This is a genomic window from Cypionkella sp. PAMC25878 (assembly GCF_058135695.1).
On the sequence record NZ_CM176871.1, the window covers coordinates 924,407 to 939,992 of the forward strand.

A 15,586-nucleotide genomic window follows, 5' to 3' on the forward strand; every position below is an offset into this window, starting at 1 on the left:
ATGAACCTGACCGTTTGGAGTGTAGATTTGCGCCGACTTGCACAGATTGCGGCTATATTGTTGGCACTTCCTGCCAATGCTCAGGAAGTCGAAGAAAACTACACAGCAGAGAAAATGCTAAAGCTATGTGAGGGTGCGGTCGCGGACAGCGACCCCGAAATGCAGAGCATGGTTTGCACGTTTCGGATGCAAGGTATCATCTCCATAATGGTTGAGAACTGCCTTTCGATCAGCGAGGGTTTCTCTCCAGTGCCTGCTCTCACCTCTGACCGACCGCCTTCGCGGGGGGCGGCGCGCCAAGCCTTCAAGAATTACATGGCAGAAAACCCGGATAGGTGGGGCCTGCCTTGACACCAAGTTGTGGCGCTGGCTCTTTCGGAAACCTTCCCTTGCGCGCAATAGCCCAAGCAAACGCATAAGGCGCTGGACATGCTCTGGAAGCAACAGGGGCGAAATCGAGACTGTGGCGGGCGAGAGACATGGGAGAAAAATGCGGGTCCCCACGCCAAAGCCCTTGAGCGCGAGCGTAGGCTACCCAATATCCCGCGGACCAAGGCCGTAAGGCTGCAACTAAAGGCCAGTGAAATGTTTGATGGTGCGTTCCAGTGGATTTTGAGCCACTGGCTGGAAGTAGTTACGTTGTTCGCCACGTTTGCCGCATTGTTCTATGCCCACCTCGCATATCGGTCCTCGCTGGACGCAGCCGCTCAGGCACGGGCTGCAGAACTGACGAGCCTGAGAATTCAGGCCAAGGCACGTCTTGACGATGCACGGCGCAGCCTATTCGCACTAGAGGCGAATTGTCAGACAAGCCGCGCGAACTGGAACAGATATGAACAAAAGCATGTGCCTGCCCTCGCTCGGAAGATACCCGGCTTCGGCCTTTCACCGATCGACAAGTTGGAAGGTCAGGGGCGGGCCTTACTGCATAAGCTCACCCAGTCCTATGCGACAGTTGAAGCCATGACTTCAGCCGATCTAGAAAATGTGTTGCAACAGGCCAGTGTCACTTCTTTGCAGATACTGGCACTTGCAGGCCAACTTGAAACACCGCCAGTTCACTTCAACTGACGGTCGCGTTCCGAAGTAATAACATTAGCTCAGCTATCCAATCTCCAAACCGCATAAGCTGACATTGCTTTGAGAAGTCCGGTTTAAAAGATGCTAAGCCATGCTAGATATAGCCCACTTCTTTCCCGAACATTATTCTGGCAACTTCATAATCTATTTTTTCGTAGTTTTAACAAACTCTTCGGTAATCCAGAAATATTCATACTCGTCAGTGCCATAATTTGTTACCCCAACCTTTAGACTCTTGTGGTACCGTTTAGGGAACTTTTGAATTGCCTTTTCGTACTGAACCATAGTCAAGACGGCATCACTATTTTGAGGCAGGTCCTGATCGTCCAGCAAATCGAGGAACTTGTCTTCTGGCTCGCCTGTCATCACAGCCTTCAAATCTTCCAAAACCCGATTGATGATGCTGACCTTTCCTTTGCTCATAAGCGCTTCGGGTTTCTTTTTTGACAATTCTCGAATTTCTTGCAAAAGACCAATGAAGACGTCCAATGCGGCTTGATAGGTGGCTACGGTTTTATCTGTGGTGATATGATCGAAATCCATTACTTTTTCCCAACTTTGCTAGGTGGACCTGATGGGATTTGTGTAACCTCGCCACCCAAAATGTATTTCCACCCATTCTTGTAAGTTACGTTGTCCGAACGGTAGCGTTCTGACTCTTCCATATATTGAGACAAGACCATTGCTGCGTCACTGGTTGATGGCACATCGTCAGCTTCAAAATGCTCAAAGTCATCAAACGGTCTGTACTTACTTCCTAGCACGATGTTTGCAACTTCAATAACCTTGTTGATGAGCCTCAACTTAAAGGGATTAAGTGGATCAGCAGGTGCCTTCTTGGCCAAGATTGAAATTTCACTATGTGCACCTTGCAGCTGGCCAATGACTTTTTCTAGTTGCTCGACGTCTTCCTTCGTTTTCATATCACTTCCTTTAAGGGCATAATCTTCGAAACTGAACATAACTTCGAATTAAAACATCAATCGGATGTCTTTGCTTACTGTCAAAAGCCTCGACCATCTGCTCTATATCTGCATCTGTCAGACACACGATTACTTTTCGTTGCCCAGACCAAAGGTCGATGGTCGCCTGTTGTCGTGCCTTCTTAAGTGAATGGCGAGTAACAAGTACACCAAACCTTCCAAGCTCGTTGTGGAGGTAACGATTAAGTTGATCCACATGCTCTCGACTGATCTCGGCGACATTTTTCATTTCAAATGTAATCTGCCGGGCGTCGAAATCATTCATAATTTCGCGTAAAAAAGGATGCGTTCGGCTGTTATAGAATATCAAATCGCGGATGCTGACACCACTGTCCGTACGCGCCTGTTCCTGTGCAAAATCCAAATGTGGGTATAGCAAGGTTGGCAATAACTCTCCTATCGCCCTCTCGTATTTTTGATCAGCACCGTCTTGCTTTCCGGAAGGCAGTTTTTTGATCTCAGCCAACTTCCGTCGGGCCGAAAGTGCAGGAATCTGCTTAAAAAGCGGATCAATTTTACAGTCTTCCGCAGTTCGCTCACGCTGTTGAATGTACGTATCAATAATACCAAAGTTCTGACGGTTGTAAGTAAGGACGCCTAGACGAGTAAGTACCTCTCCTTCATGGGCAATATCATCTTGAGGACAAGATTCCTTGAAATAACTGTCATAACTGATCCACGGGACATGCCTAAGCCAATGCTTGGGAACCACGAGCAATGGTTTCCCCGTTTCGGGGTGGACTGGAACATTTGCGCTTACTGTTTCAAAACGTCTTTTGCCCGGATGGTATACACACGGAATCTGCACCTCATACATTGGAATATTCTGTGCTGCACATTCTTGATGCGTATAGTCAATTAGGTGACTCTTGAGAAAAGAGCATGCGATATCGCTGATCCGATCTTTGCTGATCCCATCAATAAAGAGTTGAATCTCTTCGAAATGACGAAACCCGTGATCTCGGTAATATGGCAGATGTTGGAAAAGCGAAAGTACCTCTGCAGCTTTTTCAGCTCCAATCCGTTTACCTTGTCTCGTAGCCGAATTTCCAAGACCAACTTCATCACATTCTGACGCGAGCACTAACTGCTCAATGGCTTGAGCTTCATCTCCGCTCCGGAACAGTGAACCAAGATGATTGAAACCTGCCAGTAATACTTGATGTAAGCCGCTGTCCTGCATGGATGGTGATTTCCAAAGCAAAAATGGATCGACGTAGAGTGGAATGTCCTCGTTAAGAAACGGTATTGCAAATCCCAACTCGTGCTGTGGAATGTGGACGCCGTGGAATTCTGTAAATCTCGGCCTTATAAGCACCTGCACTCCTAACTACGAAAACCCAACCTTTAACGCTTAGTCTATTGAAGCATTCTCTGCAGGCGAGCATGTACCTAGGCTCTCTTTTATCAGGCTCTTAGCGGAAGCCAACTTCTTTTTGAAAGCACTCCTTTTGAGGGGTGACGCACATCGCTTTATACAAGGCTGAATGCCTCTTTCCGCGCATCCTGCTAACTCCGTTGCGAGGCTAGCGAAACCGATACCGCCGCGCCGCCTTGGCAACCCGCTCGTCAATCGGCACCGGGTGTTCCTTGGACGCATCCCGCAGCGCTAGCAGGTGCCGCTTTAGGAAGCCGTCAAAGTCATCCGAAGCAATCCCGTCCGCCGCCGCGCGGGATACCAGCAGGCCAAGGATTTGTGCGTCTAACATGCGCATAAGTTCGGCGCGGTTGGCGTCTTTCACATCATCCGGCACGACACCCGACCGCATCGCGCCTAGATCAGTTGCGATCACCTCTGTCACCACGTCCCATAGCTCGTGCTGGGGCCATCTTGCGCGGTTGCTGTCTGTGGTGGGGGCGGAGTAGCGGATGCGCTGTGTGAAGTCGCTGTAGGCGTCGCCTATGAGGGCGTGCAGGTCAGCCCAAGAGCGCATTTCCCAGCGGTTGCGCAGTTGCTTGCTGCCCATGCGCATTTCAAACCGCCAGACTTGGCTTGCATTGCGGTCTTTCAGGTCAAGCGGGGGAAGGTCCGCTTTGGCGAGGTTGTCATTCCAGATTGTCAGCCAGCCCATCTTGCCCTTGGCGATCACCTCGGCGCGCTTGTCGTAGATTGCCAGTTGGCGGTTGGCGATGGCACCAGCCCGCAGGCCAGAAACCCGCGCGCCGATGGCGTGCGTTTCCGTGGTGTCGGGTTCGGTATATTCCTGAATATGAGTGCCGGGAGGCACCACAAGGGCTTCGCGGTTGGGTTCAAACCATGGGGCCAGAACATCGACGGCAAAATCAACGCGGGAGACGCGGAGTTGCGCCTCCGTATAGCGGATACCAAAAGCCGCCATACAGGTATCAAAATGCTGTTGCGCGGCCTCTAGGGGCTGTGGACATTTAGGATTCCCATTGGGTGGATATCGTGATTCAAGCTTCCTTTTGAGGAGGTATGAATGCGGGCTGAACGTTTTGTCATTTCTGACCGGAGTTGGCGGCTTCTCGAGCCGCTTTTGCCGGGCTCGTTGCGGACGCGCGGGGTGACGGCGAAGGACAATCGGCTGTTTCTTGAAGCCGTCCTTTGGAAGGTCAGGGTTGGCGGTCCATGGCGTGACCTGCCGCCGGGTTTTGGCGCTTGGAACTCTGTGTTCCGGCGGTTTCGCCGCTGGGCGCAAGCCGATGTATTTCAACGTATTTTCGACGCCATATCGGGGGAGCCTGACTTTGAATACGTCCTCGTTGATGGCACCATCATCAGCGCGCATCAGAAGGCGAGCGGCGCAAAAGGGGGACTCGAAATCAAGCGATTGGGCGCTCGAAAGGCGGGCTGACGACGAAGGTTCTGGCGCTGACAGACGCGCTTGGCAATCTGGTGCGCTTTGTGCTTCTGCCGGGTCAGCGCAGCGAAATTACCGGGGTGCCGGACCTGATCGAGGGGCTGAGCTTCAACGCCCTGATGGCCGACAAAGCGTTTGACGCAAACCACCTGCGCGCCGAGTTGGACCGCAGGCAAGCAGAAGCCGTCATCCCCGCCAAACGCAACCGCATCCTGCACATTCCCCACGACGCCGAAGCCTACAAATGGCGACACCTCATCGAAAACTACTTCAGCAAGATCAAGGAGTTCAGAGGCGTAAACACAAGGTACGACAAAACCGACACAAGCTACCGCGCAACGTGGAGCATCGCCGCAACAATCATTGCGCTGCGCTAAATGTCCACGGTCCCTAGGCCGCCTGTCGCCAGCAGGAAGGCGCGGAAATCGACGGTGACGCCGGGATTGTTCGGCGCGCGGTTCTCAGGGTCTAGGAAATACCACTCAGCGCCATATTCGCCTGTATGGGCTGAGAAGGCGGAACCGCCATTGCGGCGGACGGCGAGTTGCAGGCCGTTTAGCTCTAAAATGCTGTCGGCATTAGTTTTGATGGCTTGCGCCTTGGCATCGGCAAGGGCGGCGCGGAGTTCGGGGGAAATATCGGTTTGGATTGTGAACTTCAGGCCATCGAAGCCGGAATGCAGAACAGTCATTTACGCTCAACTACGCATTCGTATCCGTAGAGGGGGGTGTTACAAGACCCCCCTTTGGCCTGCGGAATTTTGCGGTTGGAAAGCAAGGGCGCGCTTGCGCGCTTTGAAGGTGCCTCCGGCGGGGCAGCTTTTGTTTTGGGGCCGGGCGCGGACGCCCGGCATTTGAAGTTTGACATACAGCACATCGCAATCATTTGGCAACGCGGGCGCTTACCTGACGGCTGATCCAGATTTCGGCGCGCTCAATGCACTTTGAGACGTTCAACAAATCGGTGTGGAAAAAGCCCGATGTGGCTTTCCATTCGCCTTCATTGGTTTTGTAAGAGCGCGAGACTTCGACGGAATGAAAGCCGTCATTGTCCCAAATCGTCGCGGTGACGAGGCCGATCTTGATCTTGTGGGCAGGTTGGTTGCTCATGGTTTATCCTTTGTTGTCTGGGTTGATCGGCAGACAAATAAGGGGTGCGAAGTCATTTACCCCGCACCCCATTTGAAGACCTTCCGGCCCCAAAATCCCGCATAGCGCTGCCAACTCTAGGCGGGCAAAACTGTTAAATGTTGGTGCTGGCGCTGGTGCTGCCCCGGCGACGGGAATTGATCCATTCCAGCAGATCGCGGCGACGATAGCGGATTGAGCGACCCGATTTGCAGAACTCCGGGCCAAAGCCCGTGACGCGCCATTTCTGAATAGTGCGTACGCTTTGGCACAGAAAATTTGCAGCCTTGTCCTCGTCAATGAGGCCGTCGAGATAGTCGGTAGCGGGAGTGATAGTCGCGGTGTTCGTCTGAGTTAGCATGGTTCTTTCCTGATTACGTTACTCTGCGCTCAGTATCACCTGACTAATATTCAAAAGGAAATAGGTGTATTTTTGAAAAATATCAAAATTTCCAGTTCGACTGCATTAAATAGACTAATAAATAGACTCCTTTGTCTATAAAGGGATTGCGGGTCAAAAATAATATTAAGCCGTGGAGTGGTTGGCGCTGGCACTAATCTGTGGGCGTGGCGTGCAATAACCTTTTGAAACTATTATGATTTTCGCCTCCCCCCGTGTCGAGAAAGCGTTTTGTAGTAATTCACTCTCACGCATCACTTTCGGCGCATTAAATAGAATTAAATGGACTCGCAATGGGTGATCGACTGGTTGAAATTTTTTTCGTTCCCCTAGCCCAAAAGCAACCAAATTGAGTGCAGAAATGGGTATTCCTCACCACAAATTGTGTGCGATGCCTCCGAATCAGTAGTGCCAATCCTCGTGCCGATTTTGCTACAGCAAGGCACCATGAGGCTCTTTTGCGCAACGAACTGATTTTCGCCGTACCGCTTGAGAGGTCGAGTAAAACCTAGGTCCGGCAATCAATCAACTCAGCTATTGCAGAAAGGCATGTGTCTATTTTCGAATTTCGTTAAATGGAATGTGCGTCGAAGTAACGACAGTTAGGAACGCTCTTGGTTGAATAGGTAACAGTGCTTGGTCACTTGGTTGCGAACACAAGGTGGAAGCATGGCAGGTGAGGCAGTCATTGAAACTATCGCCCGCTTTACAGTTTGGATAGGTTTCCCCAAGCATCAGGTATTCCATGAGATTATGGTGTATAATCCGGTACTGTGGTGTATTTTTCGGGTGATTTAAGGTGAAAACAGGTGAATTTACCCATTATTGCAGATGAAAAATCACCCGTGAATATCCATGAAATGACATGAATTCACATATAATGACATGAAAACACCTGAAAACACACGATATAACGCGATATGTCATATTATGACTGTCGGCGGCGCATACCCATAATGACGAGTAATGACTGCCAGTGACACAAATTGACATGGCTTCTACGAAACCACGCGCAGATGCGTCCTTTCCGTTGGGGCCATGCCAAGCGCAGCGTTCAGCCTTGCTGCGTTTTCTTCGGCGGCGCGGCGCACCGGATCATCGGCAAGGTGGGCATAGCGCATCGTGGTTTGTAACTGGGTATGCCCAAGCAAGCGCCCGACCATTTGAATAGGCATACCCGACGATACCGCATTTGACGCGTAGGTGTGGCGTAGATCGTGAATGCGCACATTGTCCAAACCCGCCAAGGCCCGGATACGCCGCCAAGGGTGCTGCAAGTCTGTGGCGTAACGTCCAGCCACCTTACCCGCGATGATATAGGGATTGTCGGGCAGGCGGGGCAGGGAGGCGATCACAGCCCGCGCGGCATGGGGCAGCGGAATGCGCCGCGCGCCCGTCTTGGTATCCGGCAACTCCATTCCGGCATCGGTCAGGAAAGTCCATTGCAAGGTTTGGATTTCGCCAAGGCGGCATCCGGTCAAAAGCAACAGACGGAAGGCGGCGATCACAAAGGGCGTTTCCGTGCCTTCGCGTTCCGCCCTTGCCAAGACGGCACCAAGATTCTGCAACTCATGTTGGCTTAAGTAGCGCTCACGCTTATGTTCGCGAAACTTCGGCACATGACGGCAAGGGTTCGAGCCATCCGGGCGCAAGCCCCAGACTTCGGCAAGATTGAACATCTTGGACAGAACCCCAAGCGTCCGGTTTGCCTGATAGGGTTTGTCGCGGGATTTGTGGTGCAGGTCGGCAATGTCTTTGCGCTCAACGTCCACTACTTTGAAGCTGCCCATGGTTGGGATGATAAACAGATCAATCATGCGGCGATATTCGCCTTGGGTAGTCGGCTTGCAGCGCTGCAACACATGCGCCTCATAGAAGCGTTCACAGAGGGCTGCGATGTTCGGTGCGCGCCGATGTTGCGCAATGTCTTCAATCGGGTTCTCACCCTTGGAAACCTCGCCCATCAATTCCTTGGCCTTGGCGCGGGCAATCTCTGCGGTGATGTTGCCATGCCGCCCAATCGCCGCGCGCCGGGTGCGTCCGCCTTTGCGATACTGGATTTGATAGGTCTTGGCCCCAGAGGGCAGCACGCGAATGCCAAAGCCCTTAATCTCGCTGTCCCAGACGAAATAACCTTCGGCCTTCGGTTCCAGCATCTCGACGCTGCGTTTGGTCAGTTTCGGCATGGCGCGGTCCCCATTTTGGCCTGCATCCGTGGAAGCACAGTGGAAGCAAACGAGAGAAAATCATGGCGCAATGGGTAGAGAGTGGGCGCACTCTAGGTCAAGAAATAATGTGCACTATCAATAAGATAGGGTAGTCAGGCGATTTCCAGCGTAGCCCGTAGCACAACCCTGAGCTGTCTCATAACCTGAAGGTCACAGGTTCAAATCCTGTCCCCGCAACCAAAATATCTAACCTTTCTAAATGGTTGGAATCCGACAAAAACACTTGTGTATAGGTGCGCGCGTTTTACCTCAACGCCACCTCAACGTTTGACGAGTCCCTCCTGAAAAGCGGGGGCTCTTTGCGTTTCGGGCTGATGTTCAGCTACCGGGATCTTCCCATTTACTACTGATAGGTCCTTCGCTCAGGATTTAGGAGCCAGCGCTGCTCGCCTGGGGGCAAGTCAACCGTGCGGCGCTGGGATTTCTATCACTCGATCCGAAATGCTCACGCCGAGGTTAACTCGTCGGCCCAGATCGAGGCGTTTTAGGACGACAGCTCCGCAAATTGTGTATTGTGGGATGCTACCGATCCGGGCAAACACTGCAAGATGAGCAGGCTATTTTGTATCTTGGGGTGGATTTTGACGCTGGCAACGATGGCCGTTGCCCCGGTGAATGAGTCGTATGCCGCTGTTGTTGCTGCAACCTCGCCAATGATGCAAATGGATGATGGCGTGCCCTGCACATCGCAAAGCTGTGCCAAGATGCCGAACTGCCCGATGGCGCTACCCTGCCTGTCTGTCTCCGCGGCGGTTCCGCTCATGACCGGCAACCCTATCTTCCACCCATCTGTTCTGAGCGTGCGCTTTGACTTTGCAGCGCATCCGACACTGCCTTCTTTGGAAGGCAGTGGGTTACGAAGGCCTCCCAAAACCTGACTGTCAGGGGTGCTAAACGCACCCGGAAACCGCTCGGCGTGCACGCCGAGCGGCAAGAGTGGCTTGGCAGTTGCCATGCCGATATCGCGCAGTAGCGCGGCTCAGACAGTTGGAAGATTTATCATGAACACCAAACACTTATTGCGCAGCCTCGTGCTGGCGCAGGCTATTACTCTTGCCGCGAGCTTCGCCGCTCAGGCTGCCCCAGAAGACTATGCATTCAAAATCGTCAGCACCGAACTGCACCCCGGTGAGGGGGTAAGCATATCGGTCAGTTTGACTGACCTGCGGACAAACACGCCGGTTGCCGATGCAGTAATTTTCACCACACGGCTGGACATGGCCCCTGAAGGAATGGAGGGCATGACGACGCCGGTTGAAGCGGTGGCGTCTGACATCCCCGGTCAATATCAGTTCAAGGCTGATCTGACGATGGCGGGGAACTGGCGGTTTCAGATCGCAGCCAAAGTGCAGGGGGAGCCTGAGACAGTGCAGGGCGAGTTGATCCTCGGCGTGCAGAAATGAGCGTTCTCGGCAAGACCCTCATGGTGGGGCTGATCGCCGGGTCTGCGGGTTTTGCCGGGATTTGGGCTGGGGACCAAGGGGTAGCTCCGGCTGACATCCCCGGATTGGTGAGGACATTTGCGGCAGGGATACTTGGCGCAGACGCCGAAGCGATGGCCACAGGCAGCTCTGAAACTCTGAAGATGGCTGTCCCGAAAGGGGCAGTCATCTACTACCGCCACCCGGACGATGCGGCCTATTCAGCAGCGCCAAAGACGACAGCAGACGGTCGCGCCTATCTGCCTGTGCTGGCCAGCGAGGATGTCAATTTTGACGATGCGCCGAAGGCGGCTGACACAGCCGTTGCAGAGGCGGGCAATGCCATTGCCGCCCCGGGGACACCAGATGAAAAGCGTGTCCTTTATTATCGCAATCCGATGGGACTGCCGGATACGTCACCAACGCCGAAGAAGGACTCGATGGGGATGGACTATCTGCCAGTTTATGACGGCGAAGAAACCGACGGCTCAACCGTCACGGTTTCAGCTGGCAAGATTCAACGAACGGGCGTGAAGACCACTCTCGCGACCCGATCCTCGATCAGCCAGCCGATCCTGGTGCCAGGCGTGGTCGAGCATGACGAACGCAAAGTCAGCGTGATTTCGCTGCGCACGGAGGCCTTTGTCGAAAAGGTTGCCGACGTGACAACCGGAGCGCCGATTAAAGCGGGGCAACCATTGGTGACACTTTATGCCAAGGAATTCGCCTCTGCCGGGGCACAATATGCGGCTGACCTAAACAATGGCGGCAAAGCAAGGGCGGCGGGCAGCTTGCAGCGCCTGCTGAACCTTGGCGTACCTGCACAGATGATTGCGCAGATTGAGACAACGGGCAAACCTCCACTCTCGGTCACGCTGATGGCACCGCAGGGCGGCGTGGTGCTGGAGAGGATGGCGGTTGACGGCATGATGGCGGAAGCGGGCGAGACGTTGTTTCGCATCGCCGACACCTCGACCGTCTGGATCATCGCGGATGTGCCAGAATATGAACTGGCATCAGTGCAGCGCGGAGCCGCCGCAACCGTACGTTTCCGCAGCCTGCCGGGACGGGAATTCTTCGGCAAGGTCGATGAGATTTACCCCGAAATTCAGGCCGAGACCCGCACCGCGAAAATCCGGGTGGAGCTGCTAAACCCCGACGGCGCGATGATCGCGCATATGTATGCCGATGTCGAAATCGCTGCCGGAGGTGGTGCCCCGGTTGTGACTGTACCGGATTCTTCCGTGATCGACAGTGGCGACCGCCAAGTGGTGATTGTTGATCTTGGCGAGGGTCGGTTTGAGCCGCGGGATGTGCAGCTTGGCCAGCGGGGCGCGGGCATGGTTGAAATCAGGCAGGGTGTGGCGGAAGGCGAGACGGTGGTGGTGTCTGCCAATTTCCTGATCGACGCCGAAAGCAACCTCAAGGCCGCGCTATCGGCACTAACGCCAGTGGAGGCTAAGCCATGATTGCCAAGCTGATCGGATGGTCGGCCCGCAATCTGGTGCTGATCCTGTTTGCCGCCGCTGTCGCAGTTGCGGGTGGCGTATATGCGATCCGCACACTGCCGCTGGATGCGATTCCAGACCTTTCGGACGTACAGGTTATTGTGCTGACGGATTACCCCGGCCAAGCGCCACAGGTGGTCGAGGATCAGGTCACTTATCCGCTGACGACTGCGATGCTTACGGTGCCACGGTCCAAAGTCGTGCGGGGGTTCAGTTTCTTCGGTGTGTCGTTCGTCTATGTGATTTTTGAGGATGGCGTGGACCCCTATTGGGCGCGATCCCGTGTGCTGGAATATCTGAATGCTGCCGCGAGCCGCCTGCCAGATGGGGTGACGCCCGCGCTTGGGCCCGATGCAACCGGGGTGGGCTGGGTCTATCAATATGCGCTGGTTGGCAAGCAGTTGTCGCTGGCCGAACTGCGCAGTTTGCAGGATTGGGTGGTGCGCTTTGCGGCGTCAAAGGCCGATGGCGTGTCGGAAGTTGCCAGTGTTGGCGGCTTTGTGAAGCAATATTCCATCGTCGTCGATCCGGCCCGGATGCGCGCGCAGGGTGTGACCTTGGCCGATATTGGGCAAGCGGTGCGTGACAGCAATATGGATACCGGCGGGCGCACGGTGGAAATCTCGGAATTCGAATTCATGGTGCGCGGGCGCGGCTATCTGAAGGGCACCGCCGAAATTGAAAACATCACTCTTATGACCAAGTCCGGCGTGCCGCTGCGGCTGTCGGATGTGGCGCAGGTGGAGATTGTGCCGGATGAACGGCGCGGGATCACCGAGTTGAACGGCGACGGCGAAGTGGCCAGCGGCATTGTGCTGCAACGGGTCGGCTCGAACGCGTTGACGGTGATCGACAATGCCAAGACGGCACTGGCCGATGTGCAGAAATCGCTGCCGGAGGGCACGGAAATCGTGCCGGTCTATGATCGGTCAACCTTGATTGAATCAGCGATTGAAACGCTGAAGGGCACGTTGTTGGAGGAAAGTCTGGTCGTCGCGGCCGTCACGATCATCTTCCTGCTGCACGTCCGCAGCGCGCTGGTGGCGATTATCATGCTGCCGGTCGGGATTCTGATGGCGTTTTCGGCGATGAAATTCCTCGGCCTTGGCTCGAACATCATGAGCCTTGGCGGCATCGCCATTGCTATCGGCGCGATGATCGACGCGGCGATTGTGATGATCGAGAACGCGCATAAACATCTGGAACGCGCCGAACCCGGCAAGCCAAGGGTGGAAATTCTGATCAAAGCTGCCGCCGAAGTTGGCCCGGCGCTGTTCTTCAGCCTGCTGATCATCACCGTGTCGTTCCTGCCGATCTTCACGCTGGAAAACCAAGAGGGGAAATTGTTCGGCCCGCTGGCGTTTACCAAGACCTTCTCGATGGCGGCGGCGGCGATCTTGTCGGTAACGTTGGTGCCCGCGCTGATGGTGATTTTTGTGCGCGGCCATATCGTGCCAGAACACAAAAACCCGGTGAACCGCCTGCTGATCGCCCTCTATCGCCCGATCATTCGGGGGGTTCTAAAGGCACGCGGGCTGACGATCATGATCGCCCTCGCGGCATTGGTGGTCACAATCTGGCCCGCGCGGCAGTTGGGGAGCGAGTTCATGCCTGCACTGGATGAAGGCACGCTGATGTATATGCCGACCACCTTGCCGGGGATTTCTGTCACCAAGGCGGCGGAACTGATGCAGATGCAGGACCGGATCATCAAGTCTTTCCCCGAAGTGGAATCCGTCTTCGGCAAATCCGGCCGGGCGCAGACCGCTACCGACCCGGCCCCTACGGAAATGTTTGAAACCATCATCAACCTGAAACCGAAAGAGGAATGGCGGGCGGGCGTCACTTCGGAAAGTTTGAAGGATGAGATGGATGCAGCACTGCAATTTCCCGGCGTGTCAAACGCCTGGACCATGCCGATTCGGGCGCGCACCGACATGCTGTCCACCGGCATCCGCACGCCGGTTGGGATCAAAATATACGGCACCGATCTGGCGAAAATGGAAGGCGTCGCGCGGGAAATTGAAGCCGTGGTGCGCAAAGTGCCCGGCACCTCCAGCGCCTATGCCGAACGGGTGATCGGTGGCTATTTCCTTGACATCACCCCCGACCGTGCGGCTTTGGGCCGCTACGGGCTGTCAGTCGCCGCGGTGCAGGAAGTAATTGCGATGGCTTTGGGGTCAGAGGTGATCACCCAAACCGTTGAGGGCCGCGAACGTTACGGCGTCGCCGTGCGCTATCCCCGCGACCAACGATCCGACCCGCAGGCGATTGCCAACGACGTGCAGGTGGCCTTGCCGGGTGGTGGGTCAGTGCCTTTGGGCGCTGTCGCTACGGTGGAATTGACGCGCGGTGCCACGACCATCCGAACCGAAAACGGCCAGTTGGCGGTCTATATCTTTGTCGATATTTCTGGCCGTGATCTGGGTGGCTATGTTGCCGAAGCAAAGGCGGCGGTCGAGGCGCAGGTGGTTTTGCCAACGGGGTATTCGGTGGCGTGGAGCGGTCAGTTCGAATATCTGGAACGCGCCACCGAGCGGCTGAAAATCGTGGTGCCTGTAACGCTGGCCCTCATCTTCCTGCTGCTGTTCCTGAACTTTCGCGCGCTGACGGAAACCCTGATCGTGATGCTGTCGCTGCCATTCGCCTTGGTCGGGGGCATCTGGCTGATGTGGTTTCTTGGCTTCAACACCTCCGTCGCGGTCGCGGTGGGGTTCATCGCCTTGGCCGGGGTGGCCGCAGAAACCGGGGTGATAATGCTGATTTACCTTGATCATGCGCTGCTGGAGGCGCGTGCCAAGGCAGCATCGGAAACCCGCGCCTTCACCCACGCCGATCTCAACACAGCGATCATGTTCGGCGCGGTGGAACGAGTGCGCCCCAAGATGATGACAGTGGTGGCGATCATGGCCGGGCTGATGCCGATCCTTTGGGCGCATGGCACAGGGTCGGAGGTGATGCAGCGCATCGCCGTGCCGATGATCGGAGGGATGGTCAGTTCAACCGTGCTGACGCTGGTGGTGATCCCGGCCGTCTATTCGCTGGTCAAGGGCTGGGGGTTGGCGCGTGATTATCAGGGCAGCCATTTTCCGCTGACGCAGGGACTTCAAGGCAAGCTGCCTTGAAGTTGGCAAACATTATTGCCCCTCACCGTCGGTCGCCCCGATGCGGAAGCCACGGGCTATTCAATCCGCCGAAGATGACGAAAAGGTCATCCTACCGACAGCATGTCGTTATTATTCCAGTGTAATGATGGTATGTCGTGATCTGAGCGGAGCCAATCGCATGTTGGAAGGTCGGCTCCGAGGGATCACAAGACAGAAAGCACGATGAAAATACTGGTGATCGAAGACGAGCCCAAGACCGCTGCCTACCTTGCGAAGGGGCTGCGCGAGAACGGCTATGTCGTCGACAATGCGGGCGATGGCGGGATGGGCGCGCATATGGCGGTGCTCACGCGCTACGATCTGATCATTCTGGATGTGATGCTGCCGGAACTTGATGGCTGGGGGGTTCTGAAGGAGTTGAAAGAGCGCGGGGTGAGCACACCGATTTTGTATCTTTCGGCGCGCGATGATGTGCAGGACCGGGTGCGGGGCATTGAGCTTGGGGCCGAAGACTATCTGGTAAAGCCCTTCGCTTTTAGTGAGCTGTTAGCGCGGGCGCGGGCAATTCTGCGTCGGGGGCCGGCAGCCCGGAAAACGACCGTGTTTCAGGTGGCTGATCTGGAGCTGGATATGGAACGGCATCGGGTTGTGCGGGCGGGCAAGGCGCTTGACCTGACGCAGAAGGAGTTCCTGCTGTTAGCGCTTCTGATGCGGCGTACGGGCGATGCTCTGTCGCGCACGATCATCGCGGAGCAGGTTTGGGACATCAATTTTGAAAGCGATTCCAACATTGTAGACGTGCATATGCGGCGGCTGCGGCTGAAGGTGGATGATCCGTTTGAAGACAAGCTGATCCACACGGTGCGCGGGATTGGGTATACGCTTGAACATCGCAGCTAGGTTCAGGCGC

At 55.1% G+C, this 15,586-nt stretch carries 15 protein-coding genes and 1 pseudogene; 7 read left to right on the forward strand and 9 right to left on the reverse strand.

Annotated features, from left to right (window positions below; all coding sequences use genetic code 11):
- Both ACS5RD_RS04280 and ACS5RD_RS04285 read left to right on the forward strand, forming a co-directional pair.
- Positions 1–351, forward strand: coding sequence for a hypothetical protein (locus ACS5RD_RS04280; protein ID WP_489930145.1), 351 nt, complete (start codon positions 1–3; stop codon positions 349–351).
- A 234-nt stretch (positions 352–585) separates the two neighbouring features.
- The gene (locus ACS5RD_RS04285; RefSeq protein ID WP_489930146.1) at positions 586–1,071 is read left to right on the forward strand and encodes a hypothetical protein; all 486 of its coding nucleotides are present in this window, start codon (positions 586–588) and stop codon (positions 1,069–1,071) included.
- Positions 1,072–1,224: 153 nt separating this feature from the next.
- Here the strand turns inward: ACS5RD_RS04285 and ACS5RD_RS04290 are convergent, their stop codons facing one another.
- The 4 genes from ACS5RD_RS04290 to ACS5RD_RS04305 form a co-directional block, all read right to left on the reverse strand.
- Entirely contained in the window at positions 1,225–1,623 is a 399-nt protein-coding gene (locus ACS5RD_RS04290; RefSeq protein ID WP_489930147.1) for a hypothetical protein, read from the reverse strand.
- The gene (locus tag ACS5RD_RS04295; protein ID WP_489930148.1) at positions 1,623–2,003 is read right to left on the reverse strand and encodes a hypothetical protein; all 381 of its coding nucleotides are present in this window, start codon (positions 2,001–2,003) and stop codon (positions 1,623–1,625) included. The genes ACS5RD_RS04290 and ACS5RD_RS04295 overlap by 1 nt, the downstream gene beginning before the upstream one ends.
- Before the next feature lie 10 nt (positions 2,004–2,013).
- Complete coding sequence (locus tag ACS5RD_RS04300) at positions 2,014–3,387, reverse strand: DUF8370 family protein (RefSeq protein ID WP_489930149.1); 1,374 nt, start codon at positions 3,385–3,387, stop codon at positions 2,014–2,016.
- A 202-nt stretch (positions 3,388–3,589) separates the two neighbouring features.
- Positions 3,590–4,402, reverse strand: coding sequence for a hypothetical protein (locus ACS5RD_RS04305; RefSeq protein ID WP_489930150.1), 813 nt, complete (start codon positions 4,400–4,402; stop codon positions 3,590–3,592).
- A 102-nt stretch (positions 4,403–4,504) separates the two neighbouring features.
- On the opposite strand from ACS5RD_RS04305, the pseudogene ACS5RD_RS04310 reads away from it, so the two are divergent.
- Positions 4,505–5,262: pseudogene (locus ACS5RD_RS04310) on the forward strand (IS5 family transposase).
- On the opposite strand, the gene ACS5RD_RS04315 reads toward ACS5RD_RS04310, so the two are convergent.
- The 5 genes from ACS5RD_RS04315 to ACS5RD_RS04335 all read right to left on the reverse strand — a co-directional run bounded on the left by ACS5RD_RS04315 (position 5,259) and on the right by ACS5RD_RS04335 (position 9,403).
- Positions 5,259–5,576 carry a hypothetical protein gene (locus ACS5RD_RS04315; RefSeq protein WP_489930151.1) on the reverse strand — a complete coding sequence of 106 codons (318 nt, stop codon included), beginning with the start codon at positions 5,574–5,576 and terminating at the stop codon, positions 5,259–5,261. The pseudogene ACS5RD_RS04310 and the gene ACS5RD_RS04315 overlap by 4 nt on opposite strands.
- Before the next feature lie 190 nt (positions 5,577–5,766).
- Entirely contained in the window at positions 5,767–5,994 is a 228-nt protein-coding gene (locus ACS5RD_RS04320) for a hypothetical protein (RefSeq protein WP_489930152.1), read from the reverse strand.
- Positions 5,995–6,127: 133 nt separating this feature from the next.
- Complete coding sequence (locus ACS5RD_RS04325) at positions 6,128–6,373, reverse strand: helix-turn-helix domain-containing protein (protein WP_489930153.1); 246 nt, start codon at positions 6,371–6,373, stop codon at positions 6,128–6,130.
- A 1,037-nt stretch (positions 6,374–7,410) separates the two neighbouring features.
- Entirely contained in the window at positions 7,411–8,598 is a 1,188-nt protein-coding gene (locus ACS5RD_RS04330; protein WP_489930154.1) for a site-specific integrase, read from the reverse strand.
- A 526-nt stretch (positions 8,599–9,124) separates the two neighbouring features.
- Positions 9,125–9,403, reverse strand: coding sequence for a hypothetical protein (locus tag ACS5RD_RS04335; protein ID WP_489930155.1), 279 nt, complete (start codon positions 9,401–9,403; stop codon positions 9,125–9,127).
- Between the two features lie 238 nt (positions 9,404–9,641).
- Here ACS5RD_RS04335 and ACS5RD_RS04340 point away from each other — a divergent pair, with 238 nt between their 5' ends.
- From ACS5RD_RS04340 to ACS5RD_RS04355, 4 genes are all read left to right on the forward strand, one after another.
- Positions 9,642–10,043 carry a FixH family protein gene (locus tag ACS5RD_RS04340; protein ID WP_489930156.1) on the forward strand — a complete coding sequence of 134 codons (402 nt, stop codon included), beginning with the start codon at positions 9,642–9,644 and terminating at the stop codon, positions 10,041–10,043.
- Positions 10,040–11,530 carry an efflux RND transporter periplasmic adaptor subunit gene (locus ACS5RD_RS04345; RefSeq protein ID WP_489930157.1) on the forward strand — a complete coding sequence of 497 codons (1,491 nt, stop codon included), beginning with the start codon at positions 10,040–10,042 and terminating at the stop codon, positions 11,528–11,530. The genes ACS5RD_RS04340 and ACS5RD_RS04345 overlap by 4 nt, the downstream gene beginning before the upstream one ends.
- Positions 11,527–14,694, forward strand: a complete 3,168-nt coding sequence (locus tag ACS5RD_RS04350; protein ID WP_489930158.1) for an efflux RND transporter permease subunit — start codon at positions 11,527–11,529, stop codon at positions 14,692–14,694. The genes ACS5RD_RS04345 and ACS5RD_RS04350 overlap by 4 nt, the downstream gene beginning before the upstream one ends.
- Before the next feature lie 204 nt (positions 14,695–14,898).
- Positions 14,899–15,576 (forward strand): heavy metal response regulator transcription factor, encoded by a 678-nt coding sequence (locus tag ACS5RD_RS04355; RefSeq protein ID WP_489930159.1) that lies wholly within the window; start codon positions 14,899–14,901, stop codon positions 15,574–15,576.
- The last annotated feature ends 10 nt before the right edge of the window (positions 15,577–15,586 follow it).

Bases quoted from the DNA above. Each gene is read 5' to 3' on its own strand.
- ACS5RD_RS04340 (WP_489930156.1), top strand. From the start codon at position 9,642: ATGAACACCAAACACTTATTGCGCAGCCTCGTGCTGGCGCAGGCTATT.
- ACS5RD_RS04280 (WP_489930145.1), top strand. From the start codon at position 1: ATGAACCTGACCGTTTGGAGTGTAGATTTGCGCCGACTTGCACAGATT.
- ACS5RD_RS04325 (WP_489930153.1), bottom strand. From the start codon at position 6,373: ATGCTAACTCAGACGAACACCGCGACTATCACTCCCGCTACCGACTAT.
- ACS5RD_RS04345 (WP_489930157.1), top strand. From the start codon at position 10,040: ATGAGCGTTCTCGGCAAGACCCTCATGGTGGGGCTGATCGCCGGGTCT.
- ACS5RD_RS04320 (WP_489930152.1), bottom strand. From the start codon at position 5,994: ATGAGCAACCAACCTGCCCACAAGATCAAGATCGGCCTCGTCACCGCG.
- ACS5RD_RS04285 (WP_489930146.1), top strand. From the start codon at position 586: ATGTTTGATGGTGCGTTCCAGTGGATTTTGAGCCACTGGCTGGAAGTA.
- ACS5RD_RS04350 (WP_489930158.1), top strand. From the start codon at position 11,527: ATGATTGCCAAGCTGATCGGATGGTCGGCCCGCAATCTGGTGCTGATC.
- ACS5RD_RS04355 (WP_489930159.1), top strand. From the start codon at position 14,899: ATGAAAATACTGGTGATCGAAGACGAGCCCAAGACCGCTGCCTACCTT.
- ACS5RD_RS04305 (WP_489930150.1), bottom strand. From the start codon at position 4,402: ATGGCGGCTTTTGGTATCCGCTATACGGAGGCGCAACTCCGCGTCTCC.
- ACS5RD_RS04290 (WP_489930147.1), bottom strand. From the start codon at position 1,623: ATGGATTTCGATCATATCACCACAGATAAAACCGTAGCCACCTATCAA.
- ACS5RD_RS04335 (WP_489930155.1), bottom strand. From the start codon at position 9,403: ATGAGCGGAACCGCCGCGGAGACAGACAGGCAGGGTAGCGCCATCGGG.
- ACS5RD_RS04295 (WP_489930148.1), bottom strand. From the start codon at position 2,003: ATGAAAACGAAGGAAGACGTCGAGCAACTAGAAAAAGTCATTGGCCAG.
- ACS5RD_RS04330 (WP_489930154.1), bottom strand. From the start codon at position 8,598: ATGCCGAAACTGACCAAACGCAGCGTCGAGATGCTGGAACCGAAGGCC.
- ACS5RD_RS04315 (WP_489930151.1), bottom strand. From the start codon at position 5,576: ATGACTGTTCTGCATTCCGGCTTCGATGGCCTGAAGTTCACAATCCAA.